Source organism: Brevundimonas sp. (genome assembly GCF_036659295.1).
Taxonomy (GTDB): domain Bacteria; phylum Pseudomonadota; class Alphaproteobacteria; order Caulobacterales; family Caulobacteraceae; genus Brevundimonas.
In genome coordinates this window covers 1-20,936 of sequence record NZ_JAVXCU010000032.1, presented here as the reverse complement: position 1 = coordinate 20,936, position 20,936 = coordinate 1, and the positions used below count along the sequence as shown (strand labels likewise).

General features: G+C 62.6%; 20 protein-coding genes. 3 read left to right on the top strand and 17 right to left on the bottom strand.

The window, feature by feature from the left end:
• Positions 1-64: 64 nt before the first annotated feature.
• The 12 genes from RSB01_RS07755 to RSB01_RS07700 form a co-directional block, all read right to left on the bottom strand.
• Positions 65-2,986 carry a bifunctional [glutamine synthetase] adenylyltransferase/[glutamine synthetase]-adenylyl-L-tyrosine phosphorylase gene (locus RSB01_RS07755; protein ID WP_332590531.1) on the bottom strand — a complete coding sequence of 974 codons (2,922 nt, stop codon included), beginning with the start codon at positions 2,984-2,986 and terminating at the stop codon, positions 65-67.
• A gap of 17 nt (positions 2,987-3,003) precedes the next feature.
• Positions 3,004-4,407 (bottom strand): HAMP domain-containing sensor histidine kinase, encoded by a 1,404-nt coding sequence (locus RSB01_RS07750; protein ID WP_332590530.1) that lies wholly within the window; start codon positions 4,405-4,407, stop codon positions 3,004-3,006.
• Positions 4,408-4,415: 8 nt separating this feature from the next.
• A complete protein-coding gene (locus RSB01_RS07745) occupies positions 4,416-5,087 on the bottom strand; it encodes a response regulator transcription factor (protein ID WP_332590529.1) in 672 nt (223 codons plus the stop codon).
• A 95-nt stretch (positions 5,088-5,182) separates the two neighbouring features.
• The gene (locus tag RSB01_RS07740) at positions 5,183-6,721 is read right to left on the bottom strand and encodes a Do family serine endopeptidase (RefSeq protein WP_332590528.1); all 1,539 of its coding nucleotides are present in this window, start codon (positions 6,719-6,721) and stop codon (positions 5,183-5,185) included.
• 175 nt (positions 6,722-6,896) lie between these two features.
• Complete coding sequence (locus RSB01_RS07735; protein ID WP_332590527.1) at positions 6,897-7,382, bottom strand: cytochrome c-type biogenesis protein; 486 nt, start codon at positions 7,380-7,382, stop codon at positions 6,897-6,899.
• Complete coding sequence (locus RSB01_RS07730) at positions 7,379-9,382, bottom strand: heme lyase CcmF/NrfE family subunit (protein WP_332625263.1); 2,004 nt, start codon at positions 9,380-9,382, stop codon at positions 7,379-7,381. The genes RSB01_RS07735 and RSB01_RS07730 overlap by 4 nt, the downstream gene beginning before the upstream one ends.
• A gap of 4 nt (positions 9,383-9,386) precedes the next feature.
• Positions 9,387-9,866, bottom strand: a complete 480-nt coding sequence (ccmE, locus tag RSB01_RS07725) for a cytochrome c maturation protein CcmE (protein ID WP_332590864.1) — start codon at positions 9,864-9,866, stop codon at positions 9,387-9,389.
• Between the two features lie 70 nt (positions 9,867-9,936).
• The gene (gene ccmI, locus RSB01_RS07720; RefSeq protein WP_332590863.1) at positions 9,937-10,782 is read right to left on the bottom strand and encodes a c-type cytochrome biogenesis protein CcmI; all 846 of its coding nucleotides are present in this window, start codon (positions 10,780-10,782) and stop codon (positions 9,937-9,939) included.
• 18 nt (positions 10,783-10,800) lie between these two features.
• Positions 10,801-12,153 carry a hypothetical protein gene (locus RSB01_RS07715; protein WP_332590862.1) on the bottom strand — a complete coding sequence of 451 codons (1,353 nt, stop codon included), beginning with the start codon at positions 12,151-12,153 and terminating at the stop codon, positions 10,801-10,803.
• 108 nt (positions 12,154-12,261) lie between these two features.
• Positions 12,262-13,644: a sensor histidine kinase gene (locus RSB01_RS07710; protein ID WP_332590867.1), complete on the bottom strand. Its 1,383-nt coding sequence runs from the start codon at positions 13,642-13,644 to the stop codon at positions 12,262-12,264.
• Between the two features lie 80 nt (positions 13,645-13,724).
• Positions 13,725-14,405 carry a response regulator transcription factor gene (locus RSB01_RS07705; RefSeq protein ID WP_312138863.1) on the bottom strand — a complete coding sequence of 227 codons (681 nt, stop codon included), beginning with the start codon at positions 14,403-14,405 and terminating at the stop codon, positions 13,725-13,727.
• A gap of 46 nt (positions 14,406-14,451) precedes the next feature.
• Positions 14,452-14,799: a hypothetical protein gene (locus RSB01_RS07700; protein ID WP_332590861.1), complete on the bottom strand. Its 348-nt coding sequence runs from the start codon at positions 14,797-14,799 to the stop codon at positions 14,452-14,454.
• Positions 14,800-15,108: 309 nt separating this feature from the next.
• On the opposite strand from RSB01_RS07700, the gene RSB01_RS07695 reads away from it, so the two are divergent.
• On the top strand, positions 15,109-15,498 hold the full coding sequence (locus RSB01_RS07695; protein WP_332590860.1) for a hypothetical protein: 390 nt from the start codon (positions 15,109-15,111) through the stop codon (positions 15,496-15,498).
• Positions 15,499-15,577: 79 nt separating this feature from the next.
• Here RSB01_RS07695 and RSB01_RS07690 read toward each other — a convergent pair whose 3' ends face one another.
• From RSB01_RS07690 to folP, 5 genes are all read right to left on the bottom strand, one after another.
• Positions 15,578-16,156, bottom strand: coding sequence for a nucleotidyltransferase family protein (locus RSB01_RS07690; protein WP_332590859.1), 579 nt, complete (start codon positions 16,154-16,156; stop codon positions 15,578-15,580).
• Positions 16,153-17,022, bottom strand: coding sequence for a bifunctional hydroxymethylpyrimidine kinase/phosphomethylpyrimidine kinase (gene thiD / locus RSB01_RS07685; RefSeq protein WP_332590858.1), 870 nt, complete (start codon positions 17,020-17,022; stop codon positions 16,153-16,155). Before thiD ends, RSB01_RS07690 begins: the two co-directional genes overlap by 4 nt.
• Positions 17,019-17,363 (bottom strand): multidrug efflux SMR transporter, encoded by a 345-nt coding sequence (locus RSB01_RS07680; protein WP_332590857.1) that lies wholly within the window; start codon positions 17,361-17,363, stop codon positions 17,019-17,021. Before RSB01_RS07680 ends, thiD begins: the two co-directional genes overlap by 4 nt.
• A 67-nt stretch (positions 17,364-17,430) precedes the next feature.
• Positions 17,431-17,787 carry a DMT family protein gene (locus tag RSB01_RS07675; RefSeq protein WP_332590866.1) on the bottom strand — a complete coding sequence of 119 codons (357 nt, stop codon included), beginning with the start codon at positions 17,785-17,787 and terminating at the stop codon, positions 17,431-17,433.
• A 2-nt stretch (positions 17,788-17,789) separates the two neighbouring features.
• Complete coding sequence (gene folP / locus RSB01_RS07670; protein ID WP_332590856.1) at positions 17,790-18,632, bottom strand: dihydropteroate synthase; 843 nt, start codon at positions 18,630-18,632, stop codon at positions 17,790-17,792.
• Between the two features lie 266 nt (positions 18,633-18,898).
• Here folP and RSB01_RS07665 point away from each other — a divergent pair, with 266 nt between their 5' ends.
• Together RSB01_RS07665 and RSB01_RS07660 are read left to right on the top strand one after the other, a co-directional pair.
• Entirely contained in the window at positions 18,899-20,053 is a 1,155-nt protein-coding gene (locus RSB01_RS07665) for an acetyl-CoA C-acyltransferase (RefSeq protein WP_332620487.1), read from the top strand.
• A 49-nt stretch (positions 20,054-20,102) separates the two neighbouring features.
• On the top strand, positions 20,103-20,936 hold an 834-nt coding region (locus RSB01_RS07660; RefSeq protein ID WP_332625262.1), incomplete at its 3' end, for a nitronate monooxygenase.

The window sequence follows — 20,936 nt, the reverse complement described above, 5'->3', positions numbered from 1 at the left end:
ATGGTCTCCACTGGGCATCCAAAGCCCGATGTTGTCCCCGTCAGAAAGATTGAACGCCTAAAGATCAGTTTTCCGTCGCCGCCTCTGCATTATTACTGGCAGGCACAGAGGGCAGCACATGATCCAGATGCGCCCGCGCCTGTTGGCGAACCTTAGCTATACTAAGCTTGAGCGTTTCGAAGTCCGGCTCGCCAACCACCTCGGCCAGTTTTTGCTGGAAGCCTGCTGGTTCCTGATCCAGATCGACCCGTTCGCCAAAGGCACAGGTCATCACCTGCCCGACATGCTGGTGCAGCATCCATGTGCGGGCCATGACCGGATCATCGACCAGAGCCTCCAGCGTCGACTGGGTTAAAGGCCCGCCCGATGCCGCCTGCATCAACTGCCGATACTGGCCGACAAACTCGGCATCGACCTGCGCGCCTGCACTCAGCTTCAGGTCCCAGAAGCCGCGCGCGCGGCGTTCGCGTTCCATCAGGTCACGCATCTTGCGCACATCGGCAGCGATATCGACACCGGGACGCGGACGGCGCAGCACATCCTCCAGCGTCTGCTGAACCTGTGCCGCAAATTCGGAACTGGTCGCCCATACCACCCGCGCGCGGGTCAGGGACATAAACTCCCATGTATCGGCCTCGTCGGCATAATAGTCGGTCATGCTGCCAAGGCGCACCGACACCGGCCCTTTCGAGCCGGTCGGTCGCAGCCGCATATCCACCTCGTACAGTCCGCCTTCGGCCGTATGGGCCGACAGGGCAGCAATCAGCCTCTGGGTAAAGCGGCCATAAAAGGTTTCCGCGCCCCAGCCCTTGTTCTCGCTCATGGCCTCGGGCGGGGCAGTATAGATGGTCATCAGATCAAGGTCCGATCCCAGCGACATCTCGCGCGAACCGGCCTTGCCAAGGGCGACCACCGCCACCTCGCCTCCGCCGAGCGCCCCGCCCATGCGTGTGGCCTCGGCCAAGGCCGCCACCGACAAGGCCTGCATGCAGGCATCGGCCAAGGATGTGGTCGTCCATCCCGCCTGACAGGCCGAAACGCGGCCTGTGATGATATTCATGCCAATACGGAAAGCCTGTTCGCGGTGATGGCGGCGCACCACATTCATCGCGCTCTCGAAATCGCCCGCCTCGGCCGCTTCTTCGACAAGCTGGGTGGCCACCCCCGTATCCTCGCCCAGCGGGGTCAGGAAACGGGCATCCAGCACCCCGTCCAGCGCTTGCGGCTGTCGCCCCAGCACCCGCGCCAGACGCGGGGCAAAGGCCATAATCCCCACCACCATATCGAACAGACGTGGTTGGTTCAGAAACAGGGCCTGCACCTGTACGCCGGTTTTCAGGCCGGAAAAGAAGGTGGCAAAACGGGTAAAGGCCACATTGGGCGCACCCGTTGCAGCCGCCGCTTCCAGCAGGCGCGGGGCAAGGCGGGTGAACAGTTCGCGGCCCCGTGCCGTGCGCGTGGCCTGAATACGGCCATGGTGCCAACTGCGGATCGTGTCCGACACGCTGGCGGCCTCGACAAAGCCCATACGGCGCAGGGTTTCCAGCGTACCGGGATCGTTCTCAACGCCGGTGAAAACCAGACTGCCATACTCCGACGACAACTGCTCGCCGCCCTCGAACAACTGGCCATAGATGTGGTTCACACTAACCAGAAGCTCGCCAATGCTGCGGTCGAATGCGGCCAGATCATCCTGACCATAAAGCGCCGCCACCTTGGCGCGGCGCTCGTCATCCACCGGCAGGGCGTGGGCCTGTTCGTCCTCCAGCATCTGAACGCGGTGTTCCAGATCGCGCAAAACACGATAGGCGGCATTCAACTGCTCGCAGGTTTGAGGCGTGACATGACCGGCTTCGGTCAAGGCTTGCAGGGCCTCTAGTGTGCGCGGACTGCGCAGGGCCGGATTGCGCCCGCCGAGGATCAGTTGCTGGGTCTGGACGAAGAACTCGATCTCGCGGATACCCCCGCGCCCCAGTTTCAGATTGGCCCCTGCGGCGTCCAAGCTCTCGCCGGTCTTGTAGGTATGGATCTGTTTCTTGATCGACTGGATATCCAGCACCGCCTGATAGTCGAGGCTGCGGCGCCAGATAAAGGGCAACAGATGTTCCAGAAACACCTCGCCCGCCGCCACATCGCCCGCACAGACGCGCGCCTTGATAAAGGCCGCCCGCTCCCAGTTCTGGCCGACGCTCTCGTAATAGGCCAAGGCCATCGGGGCCGAGACCACCGGCGGGGTCGAGGACGGATCGGGCCGCAGACGCAGGTCCACGCGGAACACATAGCCCTCGCCCGTCCGCTCGGTCAGCAGGGTCGCCATGCCCTGCGCCAGACGGTTGCAGAAGTTTTGCACCTCGACACTGTCGTCCAGCACCGCCGACAGCACATCCGGCTCATAGAACAGGCTGAGATCAATATCGGACGAATAGTTCAGCTCGAACGCCCCGCCCTTGCCCATGGCCAGAACAAACAGGCCCGGCACGGGGCCGCGCGGATCATCCTCCGCCGACAACAGCTTTCCACGCCTGCGCCAGTCTGCGGCCGCCGAGCGCAAGGCCGTCTGCGCCGCCGCATCGGCAAAGCGGGCAATGGCCGATGTCACCTGATCCAGCGACCATGCCCCGCCCAGATCGGCCAGCGCCGTCATCAGGTGCAACTCAGCCTTAAGCAGGCGCAAGGGGGATTTGGTTTCGTCCGGCGGTCCTACCAGCGACAAGGTCTCCGTCAGCAGACTTTCCAGCCTCTGGTCCGGATCGGCCACCAGTATCGCGTGCAACATTGATGGCCAGCGTTTGGCGATGCCCCCCAGATAGGACGAGGCCGCAAACACAGGAGCCAGAGAAGGCCATGCCAATTCGAGATCGTCCTGCCAGCCCTGTTCCTGCGCCGCCTCGAACAACCGTTCATGCAGACGGGCGGCGGCGTCCGGATCGCTAACAGGGCCACAGGGGCTGATGCGGGCGATCAGGGGCTGGGGGTCTTGGGTCATACTGTCTCGTCAGGCGTTTATTCTGGCGCTGGAGCGGCAGGCAGGACCAGTGCAACACGAAGACCGGGCCCGCGTCCATCATAAGCCCCCGGCCCCTCGGCCAATTCGATACGCCCGCAATGGGCCTCGGCCACAGCCGTCACCAGCGACAGACCCAGACCCGAGCCGGGTTCGGTACGGCTGCTGTCCAGACGCACAAAGCGTTGCAGCACCCGCTCGCGGTCTTCTTCAGGGATGCCCGGCCCGTTATCGGTGACCGAATACTCGATCTCGCCATTGGCCTTGCGGCGCGCGCGGAACATGACCGCACCGCCTTGCGGGGTATATTTGATGGCATTGTCGAGCAGGTTGGCCAGTGCCTGCGCCAGGAAGGGGTGGTTGCCCTCGACAAACAGGTCCTTGTCGATTTCCGAGGCAAACTCGATGTCTTTTTCCTCACCTGCATATTCGTACAGCTCGGCCATGTCGCGACCCAGCATGCCGGCATCGAACACCTTGGGATCGGGCGCATCACCGGCCTGAAGGCGGGCAATGGCTAGAACCGTATTGAAGGTTTTCAGCAGGCTGTCGGCCTCGCCCAGTGCCAGTTCCAGCGCATCAACGCCGGATACCTTGCCCGCCTCGGCATCGATCAGCGCCACTTCCAGCTTGGCCCGCATACGGGTCAGCGGAGAGCGCAGGTCATGGGCAATGGCATCGCCCGCATGGCGGATGGAAGCCATCGAACCTTCCAGCCGGTCCAGCATGGTGTTCAAGCCAATCGACAACTCGTCCAGTTCGTCGCCGGAGTTTTTCACCGGCACACGCACTTTAAGATTGCCCTCCTGAACCGCGCCCACGACACGGTTCAGACGGCCCATCGCCACTTCCACGCGGCGGCTGACCAGCAAGCCGCCACCAATGCCCAGCACCAGCACAAAGAACATGGCCAGCCACAGGGCCTGTGTCAGACGCGACAGATAGGCTTCGATATCGCCGACATCCTCGCCGACAAACAGGTGTTCCCCACCCGCCAACGCCGTGTCGATACCGATCGACTGGCGTTTTTGCACCCGCCCCTCGGCATCGGTATCGGTCAGGCGGAAGGTTTCCCATTCCCCGCTGTCCACGCCATCGGGAATATCGGAAATATTGGCGGTGACGACTTTGCCGTCAGCATCGCGCAGCCGGTACAGATATTTGTCCCCGCGCAGGGTGCGATCTACCAGCGCCTGGTTAAGCGCATTGCCCCCGCGCGTCCGGTAGATGGCCACAAGCGTTTCCACCTCGGACCGCACACTGGCCTCGGCCCGCGCCCGCGCTTCGGACGCCGATGCCATATAGACATAGGCCATCACCGCGCTGGCCGTGGCCACAAACAGAGCCAGAAACAGCAGCGTCAGACGAAATGGGGTTCGTCTAAAAAGGGATGGCAGATGCATGTGAGGGCTTAGGCCTCCAGCCGGTACCCCGCGCCGCGCACGGTTTGCAGCATGGCGTGGTCAAAGCCCTTGTCGATCTTGGAGCGCAGGCGGCTGATGTGAACGTCAATGACATTGGTCTGGGGGTCGAAATGATATTCCCAGACTTTTTCCAGCAACATGGTGCGCGTCACCGACTGGCCGGCATTGCGCATCAGATATTCCAGCAGTTGGAACTCGCGCGGTTGCAGGTCGATATCCTGACCCGAGCGATGCACAGTACGGGCAATCAGGTTCATCTCCAGATCGCCGACCTTGAGAACGGTCTGAACGCCACCTGTCTCGCGACGGCGGGCCAGAGCCTCGACACGGGCGATCAGCTCGACAAAGGCATAGGGCTTGACCAGATAGTCATCCGCACCAGCCTTGAGACCCACCACGCGGTCCTCGACCTCGCCCAGCGCCGACAGGAACAGCACTGGTGTCTGGTCGCCGCCCTTGCGCAGGGTTTCGACCATGCCGATACCGTCAAGACGCGGCATCATGCGGTCCACGACATAGACATCGTAACCGCCCTTTTGCGCTTCCAGAAGGCCGAAGGCACCGTCCACCGCATGGGTGACCTCGTGACTGGCCTCGCTCAGCCCGCGCACCATTGCGGTGGCGGCCTCGGCGTCATCCTCGACAACCAGAATACGCATTATCCCCTCCAGGAAAGAAATCGGCGGCAACCATAACCGATTGCCGCCGAAATCACAGTTAAGGCTTCGTCAGATTTTATCCGACGCCAACCGATTTAGTCTTTTTTCGCCAGTGGCAGCACCAGCGATCGGTTACTGCCCTGATAGCGGACCATCAACAGTACGCTGGGGCGACCCGCCGTGCGGGCGGCCTCGACCGCCGTGCGGAACTCGGCAGGCGACGTAACCGCGCGGTTATTGGCGCGGAAGATGACCAGACCGGCCGGAATGCCCAGCTTGCCCGCTTCCGAAGCCGAATCAACGGCAGTTACCACCACACCGTTCACATCATCGGGGATGTCGTGACGCTGGCGCAGGGCTGCGGTCAGGGCCGTGACGGTCACGCCCTCGACCTCGGTACCCACCGTCGCATTCGGTGCCGCGTCAGGTGTGTCTTCACCCTCCAGCTGCTGGTTCAGGCTGTCCTCGGACGGACGACGACCGGCGCGGATGTCTACGGTCTGGCGACGGCCTTCACGCAGGACTTCCAGACGCAGGCGGTCACCCGGCTTGGCATTGGCCACGCGACGGGTCAGGCCCGATGCGCCATCCACGGCCTCGCCATTGACGGAGGTGACGATGTCTTCTTCTTTCAGGCCGCCTTCGGCTGCCGGAGAGCCAGCCGTCACCTGGGCGACGAAGGCCCCCTTGGTATTGGCATCCAGACCCAGAGCTTCCTTCACCTCGGGTTGCAGATCGGTGATCTGCACGCCCAGATAGCCGCGCTCGATGGTTTCACCCTTGATCAGGCGGTCGGTGATTTCCTTGGCCGTCTTGGCCGGAATGGCAAAGCCGATGCCGACACTGCCGCCCGATGGCGAGAAGATCGCCGTGTTCACGCCGATCACGCGACCATAGATGTCAAAGGTCGGTCCACCGGAGTTACCGCGGTTGATGGCAGCATCGATTTGCAGGAAGTCGTTGGCCACGCCGCCGCCGATGTCGCGGGACTTGGCCGAAACGATACCGGCTGTGGCTGTGCCGCCCAGACCGAACGGGTTGCCCACCGCGATGACCCAGTCACCGACGCGCGGCTCAGATGCTTCTTCGAACGAGACGAACGGGAAGGCATCGCCCTCAATCTTGATGACGGCAAGGTCGGAGGCTTCGTCGCGACCGATCAGGCGGGCCTTGAAGGTGCGGCCATCGCTGAGCTTGACGCTGATTTCCTCGGCATTGGCCACGACGTGGTTATTGGTGACGATGGTGCCGTCAGCCGAAATAAAGAAGCCCGAACCACTGCCCGGTGCCAACTGGGTTTCCGGTTCGACCTTGGAGCCGCCCTCTTGGGGGGGGACCATGAACGGGAACGGGAAGCCCGGCATCTGCATGGTACGCGGACGCTGTATGCGCGTCTTCACGTCAATCTGCACCACAGCCGGTGCCACCTGCTGGAAGATGTCGGCAAAGCTGAGCGGCGCGCCCTGCGGCGGCGCAAAGGCCAGACCTGCAGCCCCTGCCGAGGGGATCAGGCGCGAAGCCGATACCGGAGCCGCCTCGGCTCCCGGCCACTGGATGACGCCACCCGCCGTCGCCGCTGCGGCGAAGGTCAGGCCTACGGCGGCCCCCAGAATGAACTCCTTGCGTTTCAGCATCGTCGTCCTTGTAGTCTAAGATCGGGAATACGCTGGATTCCCCAAATAACGGATATAGGGCGTATTCGCAGATGCCAATGGCTGACACGCGAAATGGCCCGTGGAAATCATCCGTTAAAATCGTTTGTCCGCGACCACGGTAAAGCCAAGGCCCAAGCAAGGCCAAACAGCGGCTCTAGATGTCTTGTTTGTCAGATTTGCCCGCCGACCTGATCCATTCAGCCAGCTCGGCCTCTTCACGCGGGTCCAGCGGCGCAGTGATCTCCTTGCGGCGACGGCTGCGGGTCCAGAACACTAGCCCTGCCCCTAGAACCAGAGCCAGCGGCCCCAGCCACAGGATCAACGTGCCCCATCGGAACGGCGGGGTGAACAGTACATAGTCGCCATAGCGGCGCACCAGATCCTGACGGATTTCGACATCGGTCTTGCCGTTGACGATTTGCTCGCGCACCAGTTTGCGCATGTCGGCGGCAATGGCAGCGGGGCTATCGGCAATCGATTCATGCTGGCACACCACACAGCGGATATCGACGAACAGTTCGCGGGCGCGGGCCTCGGCCACCGGATCCGCCAGCGCCGCGTCGGGTGCTGCCGCTGGCTCGGCCATGGCCGAGGTCGCCAGCATCACTGTTAGGGCCGTGGCGACAAACAGCTGTTTCATGCCTTGGCCACCTTGCCTTCAGTCTTGCGGCGACGTGCCCCCGGACCGGCACCCACCCGCAAGCGACGGTCCAGCAGCGACACCAAGCCGCCCAGCGCCATCAGGGCGGGGCCGACAAAGATCAGTCGTGCCCACGGATTCCAGTATAGGCGCACCACCCATGCCGGTTCTCCCGCATCGGTCGCCGTGCGCTCGCCCATCACCACATAGACATCGTCCAGACCACGGAAATCTAGACCCACCTCGGTCGTGGTTTGACCACCGGCAGGGAAGAAGCGCCGCTCGGACGTAACCTCGCGCTCGCGTTTCTGGCCCGCCACATCGACCACGGCCAAGCGACCCTGCTCGGCCAGATAGTTCGGCCCCTCGATAATCTGTACGTCTTTCAGTTGCACCTTCCACGGGCCGGCTGAAATCTCACCTCCAATCGGAAGGGCGCGAGCGCTCTCAACCTTGAACGCCGTCTCGACCACCGCGCCCAGAATAAAGATGCCAACCCCGGCATGGGCCAGTGCCATGCCCCATGCCCCCAAAGGCAGGTTACGCGCACGGCGCACGGTTTCGGCAAACGGCACGCGGGCCAGCTTGGTGCGTTCGGCCACCTCTGCAATCGCACCGAACACCAGCCACAGACCCAGACCGACACCGGCGGCTGCCAGTGCTTTTTTCGGATCGAACAGCAGGAAGGCCAGACCCGCCCCTGCCACCGCCAGCACCATGGCCAGACGCAAGCGCTGTACCGCCCCCTTGGCATCGCCGCGCTTCCACGCCAGCAAGGGTCCGGCCGGCAACAGGATACAGGCCACCGCCATCAAGGGCGTGAACACGGCGTTGAAATAAGGCGGGCCGACCGAAATGGTCGCGCCCGTGGTAGCTTCCAGCAGCAGCGGATAAAGCGTGCCCAACAGCACCGTCGCTGCTGCCGCCGTCAGGAACAGGTTGTTCAGGACCAGCATGCCCTCGCGGCTGACCGGCGCAAAGGTCGCCATGGAGCGGATAGCGGGCGCACGGAAGGCAAACAGGATCAGGGCCGCACCGGACGCCAGCCCCAAAATCCCCAACAGCATCATGCCGCGCTCGGGATCGACCGCAAACGCATGCACCGATGTCAGAACGCCCGAGCGCACCAGAAACGCGCCCAGCATCGAGAAGCTATAGGCCAGAATGGACAAGAACACCGTCCAGCCCGCCAGCGCCCCGCGACGCTCGGTGACAATGGCGCTGTGCAACAGGGCCGCCCCCGCCAGCCATGGCAGGAAGGACGCGTTTTCAACGGGGTCCCAGAACCACCAGCCGCCCCAGCCCAGTTCGTAATAGGCCCAGAAACTGCCCAGAGCGATGCCGACCGTCAGGAACGCCCACGAGGCCAGCGCCCAAGGCCGCACCCAGCGCCCCCAGGCCGGATCGACCCGCTTTTCGATCAGGGCCGCAACCGCCAGCGAAAAACAGACCGAAAATCCGACATAGCCCGCATAGAGCAGCGGCGGGTGGATGGCCAAGGCCGGGTCTTGCAGCAACGGGTTCAGCGAATTGCCCTGAACAGGAACCTCGTCCAGCCGCACAAACGGATTGGAGGTAAAGGCCGCAAACGCCAAAAACAGCGACGACAACGCGCCCTGCACCGCCACCGCCGAGGTTTTCAGCCCGAACGGCAGACCGCGCGACAGACCCAGCACAGCGCCAAAGGCCGTCATCACCAGACACCACAGCAGCAGCGAGCCTTCGTGATTACCCCACGCGCCCGCCACCTTATACAGCAGCGGCTTGTCGGTATGGCTGTTCAGCGCCACGTTCGCGACCGAGAAATCGGACGTCACATAGGCCCAGATCAGGCTGGCAAAAGCCACCACAATGGCCAGCGCCGAAGCCAGCAGGCCTGCCGATGCGGCACCGGCCAGCACCGGGTTGCGACGGATGCGCCCCCATGTGGCCATGCCCATGGCAAACACGCTGAGCGCAAAGGACAGGATCAGGGCATAGCTGCCAAGTTCGACAATCACGCGCCTATTTCCCCGCCGGTTGGTATGAGCCGCTTTCGGGACGCCATTCACCTGTTTCCTTCAGGCGGTCGGCCACTTCGCGCGGCATATAGGTTTCGTCATGCTTGGCCAGAACCTGCGTGGCCTCGAAGGTGCGGTCGGGACCATAGCGGCCTTGCGCCACAATCCCCTGCCCCTCGCGGAACAGGTCGGGCAGATCGCCCTTGAAATGCACCTCGGACGTGGCGGCATTATCGGTGACGGTAAAGCGCACCGAGCCATCCGTATTCTTGACCACGCTTCCGGCCACGACCAGACCCCCCAGACGGATCATCTGTCCGGTCGGCACCTTTTCTACTGTCACTTCGGACGGCGAATAGAAGAAGGTCACATTGTCCTTCATCGCCCATAGAGACAGGCCCACGGCCAGTGCCAGCACAGGTGCAGCCGCAGCCACCACCCACAGGCGGCGACGGGCTTTGGGAGATTTGGGAAGCCAGCTCATTTCGTGCCTACAAACGCAAGGCAGGCCATGCGCCCGCTATAAAGATCGCAAACTGTCATTGCCGCACCCGTCATTTCGACGCTTTGGCGCGGGCTTCTGCCAGCAGTTTTTCAAGTTCGGGACGGCGCGGATCATTCGCTTCGAGCACCGACAGGATCGGCCCCCACTGCTCTTCGGCCCGTGCCACATCCCCGCGTGCCACCGCCGCTTCGCCTAGAAAATAACGGGCACCCAACTGGTTCGGGTCCAGCTTGACCGCCTCGATAAAGGCCGCCTCGGCATCCGGTCCGATCCGGCCCTCATTGGCCCGCACCAGGCTCTCCCCCAGACGCGCCCAGTTCTGGGCATTGTCCGGCTTCAGCGTCAGGGCGCGACGGAAGGCCGACGCGGCCCCCACCGTATCGCCCGCCTCGAAGCGGGCCGCACCCAGCATGGACAGGGCCAGCGCATCTTCGGGGTCTTTGCGTACCACTTCGGTCAGAACCGCCGCCACCTGTGACGGCTCCAGCCCTTGCGGGTTGGCGGCCCATTCGGCCACGCGCTTCTGATAGGGCTGATCGGTAAAACCGGCTGCGCCAAACACCATGTACAGACCCAGCGCCAAGGCCGCCGTCGCGCCCACGCCGCACAGAACCCACAGACCGTCTTTTTGCGTTACCGCCAGATGCCCTTCGGCGCGGCGGGCGGCCAACAGGCGGCGACCAGCCTCGGCCCGCGCCGCAGTCCACGCCGCCTCGTCCAGCAGGCCGCGCGCCTTCATCCGGTCTAATTCGGCCAGTTCGCGCGCGCCCGAAAGGCGGTCGGTTTCGGCCTCGTCGGGCGCGGCCAGACGCGCCGCACCACGGCGTGCGCCCGTCAAAATCAACAGTCCGGCAAGCGCCGTCAGTGTCGCGGTCAGGATCCAAAAGATCGTCATAATGTTCGCTGTAGCGGATCAGGCCTGACGATGCGAGTAGGCGGGCACGATCCCCGGTGCCGCACCCAGACTGGCCAGACGGCGACGCACCGTGCGGGCGGCATCCTTGGCCCCCGCCAATTGCAGCAGATCAACCATCACCTGCAGGCGGCGACGGGCCAGACGACCACCGTCTGTTACGTCATTTTTGTTCAGTAAATCCAGCGCCTCGCCAGACCAGTTGGAGATGCGCCCGACGATCCCCTCGACGGTCTGGCGCCGTTCGCTCTCGCATCCCATGGCCGCCGCAGGACCGTGGGTGGTGGACAAAATACCCACCAGCAAACGCGCCTGTTCAACCCGTTCATCATCCAGCGGGGCCGACAGATGCGGCACCGCCCGCGTCATGCGCCCTGCCAGCGTTGTCTTTTCCTGTGGCAGCAAGACATCCACGGCCTCGTCGGCCTGTTTGAAACGCTCGACCAGCGACATGGACAAGCGCAGCTTCTGGTGGCGAAGGGTCCGCGCCCAGACACTGTCGGCGCGAGGCACCACCACCACTTCGAACTCTTTGAGCGCGGTCGCCAGCCAGTGCAGTTGATCACGCAGGGCCAGCACGCCTTGCGGTCCCTCGCTCAAATCGAAGGCGACAATAAAGTCAGCCTTGTCCACCAGTGCCGCCATGACGCGATCTACAAATTCAGAAAAAGTGCCTTGCGACAGGCTGGACGACGGGCTGGCCAGAACCGCCGCGTGTTCGGCCAGACGCAGCACCTGCAAGCCTTCGCGCAGGTGGGCGTAATAGATTTCCATCAGACAGTCGGGACCGTCCTCGCCCACGGCCTGTGCCTGCCGCAGCGCCAGTTTCAGCTCGGCGGCTTCCTCGGCATCAATCCGTCCCTGCCAGTCGGGCAAGCGTTTCACCGAGGTGCGGGCAATGCCTGCCACATCCAGTATCCGCGCCAGTTTCTGGCGGCTCTCCACTGTTCCACCCGGCCAGATCTTGCCGCCGTGATCGCGCAGGGCCGATGCCGCGGTCTGGCACAGACGATCGGCAATCATCCGCGCCAGATCGTCATCATAATCCAGTTTGGGCAGCAGTTCCGGCTCGTTCCGCTTGGCGGCCCGCCACAGATCGTCGCGCAGACGCACCGGCAGGACAAAGCCCTGCATGCCGTCCACCCGCTCGCGGAACAGCGGCAATAACGGACGCAAAACCTGATCGCGGCGCAGACGGTCCCGGATTTCTTCGGCCATCATCAGGCGCACGGCTTCGGCGCGCGAACCGGCCATGTCCGCCACGGCTGATTCCAGCAATGACAGGACATGATCGGGACTGCGCGTAATGACCTCGCCCAAGGCGACCCTATGTGCGGGTGTCAGCTCCGCCATAAACAGGTTCCGGTCGGCTCCAATCGGCTCAAAACTCGAAGACGATCATGCAACAGTGTCGGTTAACGGCGTGTTCGTCCGGTGCTTGCAGTTTGTAAGAGCGTGTAATCAACCCTCGGCGGAGGGCAGTTCCACAACCACTTTCAAGCCGCCCATATCGCTGTGGCCCAGAGTCATACGACCGCCATAGGCCCGCACCAGTTCGTCCACGATCGATAGGCCAAGCCCCGTACCGGGCGTGGCCTCGTCCATGCGCGTGCCGCGTTTCAAAGCCGTATCGCGCTGGTCCTCGGGGATACCGGGGCCGTCGTCCTCGACCACCACCACCATCTGGCCCGGCACCGACGGTCCGGCCAGAACCCGCACACGGCGCTTGCACCACTTGCCGGCATTCTCGATCAGGTTGCCGAAGATTTCCTGCAAGTCCTGACGCTCGCCACGGAAGGCCAGACCTTCGGGCGCACGCCAGTCGATCTCGACGCCCTTATCGGCAAAGACCCGCTCGATCATCACGGCCAGTTCGTCCAGCACATCCTCGACAGGCGTGCTCTCGCCAAGGCCGTGCGCGGCGCGGGCGGCGGCGCGGGCGCGGCGCAGATGGTGTTCCACCTGATCTCGCATCACCTGTGCCTGACGGCGGACAATATCCTGAAGCGGACCATCCGTCGTACCCGCCTCGGCCAGCATGACCGCCAGAGGGGTTTTCAACGCATGGGCCAGATTGCCGACATGGGTCCGCTGGCGCTCTACGGTTTCCTGCGAATGTTCCAACAGAAGATTGACCTGATCGGCCAGAGGCTGGATTTCACGCGGATAGGCACCACCGACGCGGTTGGCGCGTCCACGGTGAACCTCGGCAATGGCCTGGTCCAGATCATAGAGCGGGCGCAAACCCACCCGAACCTGCACAAACACCGCCGCCACCAGCCCCAGCCCCATCAACAGCAAGGCCACCCACGTTACCGTGGCAAACTGGCGCGTATCGGCATCGACATCGGTGCGGTCGATGGCGGCAAAAAATACAACCGGCTCGCTACGCCCCGGCAGGGTCTTCATGCTGACGGCAATGCGCAATGGCTCGCCCTTGGGCCCGTCCTCGGCGCTATAGCTGACTGTCCGGCCTAGAGCATTGCGCAGGCGATCCAACAGGTCAGGCTCATAGGCCAGCGACAAGCCGCCCAGCGATTCCGAACCGGCGACAACTTCTAGCCTGCCATGGGCATTCGATTCGGCCACCATCCAGTACTTTCCCGACAACAGACGTTCAGTCCGTGCATCGCGGATTTCACCGACATAGAGCTGGCCTTCAGGGGTGATACTGGCCGCCACCACGACCTCGTCGATCGTATCACTCAGCGTGCTGCCCAGACGGCGCAGGGCCGATTCCTGAAACAGCGAGGTCAGCACCCCGCCTGTCAGGATCAGCGCGACAAATATCCATGCCGCGGCCAGCCAGATCAGGCGACGGGTCAGCGAGCGGCCGGGACGCAAGCGCCCCCAGCTGTCCTTTACAACCGACGCAGGCGTAGAGGCCGTATCGTCTTGCTCGACGGTTTCGCTCAACTCAGGTCTCAGCCCGCATCGCTTTCACCGGCCAGCGGCGACAGACGGTAACCCAGACCGCGCACCGTTTCGATACGGTCCGACCCGATCTTCTTGCGCAGACGGCCAACGAACACCTCGATGGTGTTGGAATCGCGGTCGAAGTCCTGATCGTACAGATGTTCCACCAGTTCGGTGCGGCTGATGACACGGCCCTGATGCATCATCATGTAGTGCAGCAGGCGGTATTCCAGCGAGGTCAGGCGCAGCGGCTCGCCATTGACGGTCGCCCGCGCGGCACGCGGATCAAGGCGCAGGCCGCCGCACGACAGGGTCGAGGTGGCATGTCCCGCAGAACGGCGCAGCAGGGCGCGCAAACGCGCCAGCAGTTCTTCGGTATGAAAGGGCTTGGTCAGATAATCGTCGGCACCGGCATCAAAGCCCGCCACCTTATCCGACCATGCGGCACGCGCCGTCAGGATCAGAACCGGAGTGGTCTTGCCTTCACGGCGCCAGCGCTCCAGCACCGATACGCCGTCAATCTTGGGCAGGCCCAGATCCAGCACGACCACATCATAGGGTTCGGTATCGCCGAGGAACCATGCCTCTTCGCCGTCGGGCGCGTGATCCACCGCGTAACCGGCATCCGACAGCGCCGTTTTCAACTGGCGCGACAGGTCAACATCGTCTTCGACCAGAAGAACACGCATGGATCACTTACCTTTTAAAGAATTCAGTCGTTCCGACATTCAACGCCTAGTCGTCCCGACGGGGACGCCCGGAACGGCCATCGACCTCGATATCAGACACACGGCCACCGGGATATTCCCAGCGCACCGTATAGTCGTCGCCGCGCTCGCGCATACCCAGCATCCGACCCGGGCGGCCATTCTGGACCTCGCGGGCGACCTGACCGGGATTGGCGCGCTGGCCACGGTTGTCGCGGTTGTCACGCTGGCCACCACGGTCACTGCCGCGGTTGTCGCGTTGCTCATAACGGTCCCGCTCGCGGTCGCGCGACTGGTCACGCGACTGGGCCACTGCGTCCGTTGCGGGAACGACAGCGATCAAGGCGGCAATCAAAAGGGCTCGAATGGACATCATGTCTGCCGGTTTAGGCTCTCGCCTCTGAACATAGGCTGAACGCGGAGTTTAACATTGCGCAGCCTTACATAACCTTGGCTGCATAATACTAACACGCAGATTAAAGCCCATCCCGTCGGTTCGGGCCAGTTATTCTTTCGCCCCCATTAAAGGGTGACGTTCGCGCGAAACGAGAAGTCTGTCTGCAATTTCATGCACATGAACCGTTTCTGACGCGCACCGTTCAGAAACGGCTCAGCCACGATCTGCTTTTGTGGGATCAACGCCGCAGGGAGCCACTCTGCGACACCACTCGCAAAGGAGCCCCAGATGAGCAAGATGAAGTCCTTTATGATCCCGGTCATGGCCATCGCCGCTGTTGCCAGCGCTGTTCCGGCCATTGCCTCGGCCCAGTCCTATCGCCACGCGCCGTCCTATGAGCGTCACGATGACCGCCGCGAGGTGACCTATCGCAAGATCGAGCTGGACCGCCGCATCGACCGCGCCCGTGATAACCGTCGTCTGGACCGTGACGATGCCATCAGCCTGAAGCGCGAGTTGAACGATGTGATCCGCATGGAACGCGGCATGATGCGCGGCGGTCTGGACCGTCGCGAAGTCCAGACGCTGGACCGCCAGTATGATCGCGTCGAGCAACGCCTTGAACGCAAGCTGCGTCAGGAACACCGCAGCGACCACAATAACGGTCGTCGCCACTAAGTAAATTTTGGCGGCCCACCCTACCCTGTCGCCGGGCTGTTCAAGAGGGCGCGCTTCTTAAAGGGAGCGCGCCCTTATCTTATGCGGGTTGTACCACAAGCTCGGGCCAGCGGGCCTGAAGCTTGGTGACAATCCGGTCCCAGTCCTGCGCCGCCGGTCTGCCGACGGTCGGGCGGATGGTCAGGTTGAACATATCCTCCAGACCAAAGGGCGCGGCCACACTGATGTCGCCGTCATCCTCCAGCCGAACAGCGACCGCAAAACAGGGGGCTACAAAACGCGGCAGTGCCTCGTCCGTATGGGTCAGGGGCGTATAGGGCTGACCGAATTTTTGCGGAAACCACAGATGCACGCGGGCCTGATTTCGGACCTCGACCTGTTCCGATAGCGGGCCGTCAAAATGGGCCGCAAAGCGTTTGATCCAGACATCCTCGGCATCCCATGACGTATCGGGATCGAAATAACCGATGTCATAATCCTTGATGCCGTAATCGACCGCGCGTCCCGTCTGGTGGTTCCAGACCCTCTGATAGACCGCGCCCGAAAACACACGCCAGTCCGGCAGTTGTAAATCGCGTGTGCCTTGCAGCACCTGCATCATCACCGGATCCGCGCTCAGAATGTCCTTGAGCCGTTGTTCAAGCACCGCTTGGCTCATCGGCGGGTGAACTCACGAACTGGCCACGCATGGTCCAGAGGACCATGACCGCCGCCCAGACCCGGCGCACGGCGGATCGCCTCGGCCACATAGGCCCAGGCTTCAGCCACCGCGACAGACAGTGGCAGGCCCTTGGCGATGCCCGCCGAACAGGCGCTGGCCAGAGTGCAGCCCGTGCCGTGGGTATGCATGGAATGGATGCGTTCGGTTTCCAGAACCGTCTCGCCATCCGATGTCATCAGAAGGTCGATGACCGTATCGCCCGCAACGTGGCCGCCCTTCATCAGGACCGCCTTGGCCCCCATTTTCAGCAGCGCCTCGCCTGCGCGGCGCTGACCGTTAAGGTCAATGATCTCAATACCCGTCAGGGCCTCGGCCTCGGGCGCATTGGGTGTCAGCAGGGCCGCGCGCGGCACCATCAAAGACTTCACCGCCTCGACAGCCAGATCGGGCAGCAAGGGATGGCCACCCTTGGCGATCATCACCGGATCAACAACCGCCGGAGCCTTGGCCTCGTCCAGCAGGGTCGCGACGATTTCCACCACCTCGACCGTACCCAACATGCCGGTTTTCACCGCATCGGTGCCGATGTCTTCCAGCACGCAGCGCGCCTGTGCCGCGATCACATCCAGCGGTACCGGATAGACGCCATGCACGCCCAGAGTGTTCTGGACCGTAATGGCCGTCACCGCTGTTGCGGCAAAGCCGCCCAGCATGGTGATGGCTTTGATATCCGCCTGAATGCCTGCGCCACCGCCGGAATCCGATCCGGCGATCACGAGCACACGGGCTTTGTTTTTTTCGCTAAAACTCGTGACTCGGTCACTCGCTAGTTGAGCGAGTTGGTGCTCGGCGCTCTGGGTCATGCGCCCGCACCCGAAAACAGCTTCAGCCCAACAATGCCGCAGACGATCAGCAGGATACACACGGCGCGGATCGCCGTTGCCGGTTCCTGATAGATCACAATGCCGACGACGGCCGCACCCACGGCGCCAATGCCGGTCCAGACCGCATAGGCCGTACCGACCGGCAGCTTCTGGGTCGCCGCCCACAGCCCGACCATGCTGGCGGCCAGAGCCACAGCAACACCCAACGAAATCAGCGGTCTTTGCACCCCGACATATTTCACGCCGGAGGCCCACATGATTTCGAACATACCCGCCACGATCAGGACGAGCCACGGATTGAGAGAGAGCAACCAGTTCATAGGCGCGTGATGGGCGAATCTTGCCCCAAGAGCAAGATGCCGGTGCCCGCTGAAACCCGACGTGTCCCTAGGTGCCGATCGGGCCACGGAAAATGAACCATGCCCCCAGTGCGATAAAAGCAAAGCCGACCAAGTGGTTGATCGTCAGTTTCTCGCCCAGATACAGCACCGAGAATCCGGCAAACACGGCAAGGGTTATGACCTCCTGCATCGTCTTCAACTCGGCTGCGGAATAAACGGTGTGGCCTATCCGGTTGGCCGGAACCGCCAGCCAGTATTCGAAAAAGGCGATGCCCCAGCTCAGCATAACCGCGATCCACAACGGCTTGGGATCGCCCTTCAAATGCCCGTACCAAGCATAGGTCATAAAGACATTGGAGATCGCCAGTAGAATGACCGGCGCAATATAGGGCGATACGCCGATATTCACTGCGCGGCCTCGTCGATAGCTGCCTGCACCTTTAAGGCCTGCACCATCTCGCGCACATCATGCACGCGCACCATGGCGGCACCTTGCCGTGCGCCCTCCAGATGTAGTGCGATCGTGCCCCCCAGACGATCACGCGCATCGCTGGCCGCCGGATCAATCTCGCCGATCATGCGCTTGCGACTGGCCGCGTACAGAACCGGATAGCCCAGATCGCACAGCGTCCGCAGTTTGGCCGTCAAAGCCAGATTGTGAGCCAGATTTTTGGCAAAACCGATACCGGGGTCCAGCCAGATATTGTCCCGACCGACCCCTGCGACCATCGCCGCCTCCGCCTGATCGGACAGGTGTCGGCAAACCTCGGCGACCACATCGGTATAGTGCGGCGCATCCTGCATGGTCTTGGGATCACCGCGCATGTGCATAAGGATCAGTTCGCACCCCAGCTCTGCCGCTGTCTCCACACTGTCTGGCGCATAGCGCAGGGCCGAGACATCGTTCCAGACATGCGCCCCCGCCTTGATCGCCGCACGGGCCACTTGCGGTTTCATGGTGTCGATGCTGATGACGCCATCCCATTCACGCGCCAATGCCTCGATCACCGGCACCACGCGGGCAATCTCCTCTTCGGCACTCACAGGATCGGAGCCGGGACGTGTGCTCTCGCCCCCGATGTCCAGCACATCGGCCCCGTCAGCAATCAGCCTGCGCGCATGGGACAATGCCGCCGCTGCGTCATCGTGACAGCCTCCGTCGGAGAAACTGTCGGGCGTCACATTCAACACCCCCATGACCAAGGGCAATCGGTTGTCCCGAGACGACAGCAGGGTTTTCAGCTTCATGGAGCAACATCCCGACAGTCCGCAAAGCCAGACCTGTCGCCCAGCCTGTCACTCTTCTGAGGCTTCGCGTCAACACAGTGCGGACTTGGCGTGTTTACTTCTTCGGTGGCCACAACGGACACGCACCCCGAACCGCCCGCAGTACCGCTTAAATCAACTTGCACCCGCCAGCCGATAGACACATAGTCTCTTTATAAAAGTTACTATCTAATGCCGGTTGCGACGCAGATAGAGCGCGGCCACCCGATGCTACAGGGGCAGGATCAATGAGCGCCTATATTCACGACGCCTTGCGCACACCGCGTGGCAAGGCCCGTCCAAATGGCGGACTGGCCGGAATGAAACCCCAGCAGCTTGTGGGCGGCCTGATTGATGCGCTGGAAGCTCGCGGTCATGCGCCCCGCAAGGCCGATGGCCTGTTACTCGGCTGCGTCGGACAGGTCGGGGCACAGGGCGGAAACATCGCGCTGGTGTCCAAGCTGTATGCCGGACTGGATGATGCGGCCTTTGCCTATACGCTCAACAATTACTGCGTATCGGGTCTGACAGCGATCGGGCAGGCCGCGCAGATGGTTTCAAGCGGTGCCGCCAGCAGCCTTCTGGCCGGCGGTGTCGAGATGATGTCGCATGTGCCCTTTATGGCCGACAAGGCCGACTATTACACCGATGCTGATCTGGAACCGCGCGCGCGTTTCCTGCTGGTCGCGCTGGCGGCAGATCGTCTGGCCGAGGACAGCGGTATCACACGTCATGAACTGGACGCCGTCACCCTGACGTCGCAGCAACGTACCGCTGCCGCCGAGGACAGCGCGCTTGTTGCCTCCCGCATCGCCGTCAACGCGCTGACAAAAGACGAAGCCGCCCGTGCCTCTACCCGCGCCGAGAGTCTGGCCGCCATGCCTGCCGCTTTCGCAACCATGGCCCCGCATTATGCGGGCGCACTGGACGGGCGCGAAATCGCTTACAGCCACACCCTCGCTCATGCCCCGCCCATGACCGATGGCGCGGCGCTGGCACTGGTTTCGGCTGATCCAAAGGGCGCGAGGGCGCGTATTGTCGCCTCGGTCGAGATCGGCGGAGATCCCTATGCTTCTTTGACCGCAGGCTTTGATGCCATGGAGCGCGTACTGATCAAGGCGGGTCTGACCTTGGCCGATATGGACCGCATCGAATTCATGGAAGCCTTTGCCGTCGTCATCGCCAAATTCTTGCGCGACTATGATGTCGATCCTGACCGCGTCAATGTCGGCGGCGGCCATCTGGCCAAGGGGCACCCGATGGGCGCAACAGGGGCCATTTTACTGTCATCCCTGCTCGATGCGCTTGACGCCTCAAAGGGCCGCTTCGGAATGGTGGTTGCGACGGGCGCACAAGGCATCGGCTCGGCCATGATCGTCGAGCGTATGGATGCGCAGGCATGAGTGCCTATGCCTGTTTTTTGCGTGAATCCTGCACATTCAGAGTCTGTAAATGACGCTTCCATTTTCCATGCGACTGCCGGTGATTTCGGCTCCGATGTTTCTGGTATCCGGCCCCGAACTGGTCATTGCCGCCTGTAAATCCGGCATTGGCGGGGCATTTCCGACCCCCAACTGTCGCACCTTATCCGAACTCGACAGCTGTATGGGCCAGATCACAGATGCCCTGTCCCCCGGCGACGGGCCATGGGTAGCCAATATGATCACCCACTCGTCCAATAGCCGTCTGGCCGAAGACCTAGCACTGGTGGCCGAATACAAACCTCCGGTCGTCATCACGGCACTCGGTTCGCCCAAGCCGGTGATTGAAAAGGTCAAAAGCTATGGCGGCTTGGTGTTTGCCGATGTGGTGAACATCAATCTGGCGCGCAAAGCGGCCACCGCCGGTGTGGACGGTATGGCCTGCATCAGCGCCGGTGCGGGCGGACATACGGGTCATCTTTCACCCTTGGCCTTCATCTCCGCTGTGCGCGAATTTTACGACGGCTATATCGCTGTCGGAGGTGGCATTGCCGATGGTTCGGCTATGGCCGGCGCGATCGCAGCTGGTGCCGACATGGTCTATATGGGCACCCGTTTTCTGGCCGCGTCTGAGAGCCGCGCACAAGACGATTACAAGGCCATGATCGTCGATTGTGGCCCTGACGATCTGGTTGTCTCTTCTGCCATCACCGGAACACCCGCTTCATGGCTCAAACCCAGTCTGGGTGCTGCGGGGCTTGATCCCGACAATCTGGGTGGCCCTGTCGCGCGCGACTATTCTGGCGATGGTGCCAATAAGCGCTGGAAGGATATCTGGGCTGCGGGCCAAGGGCTGCAATCCATT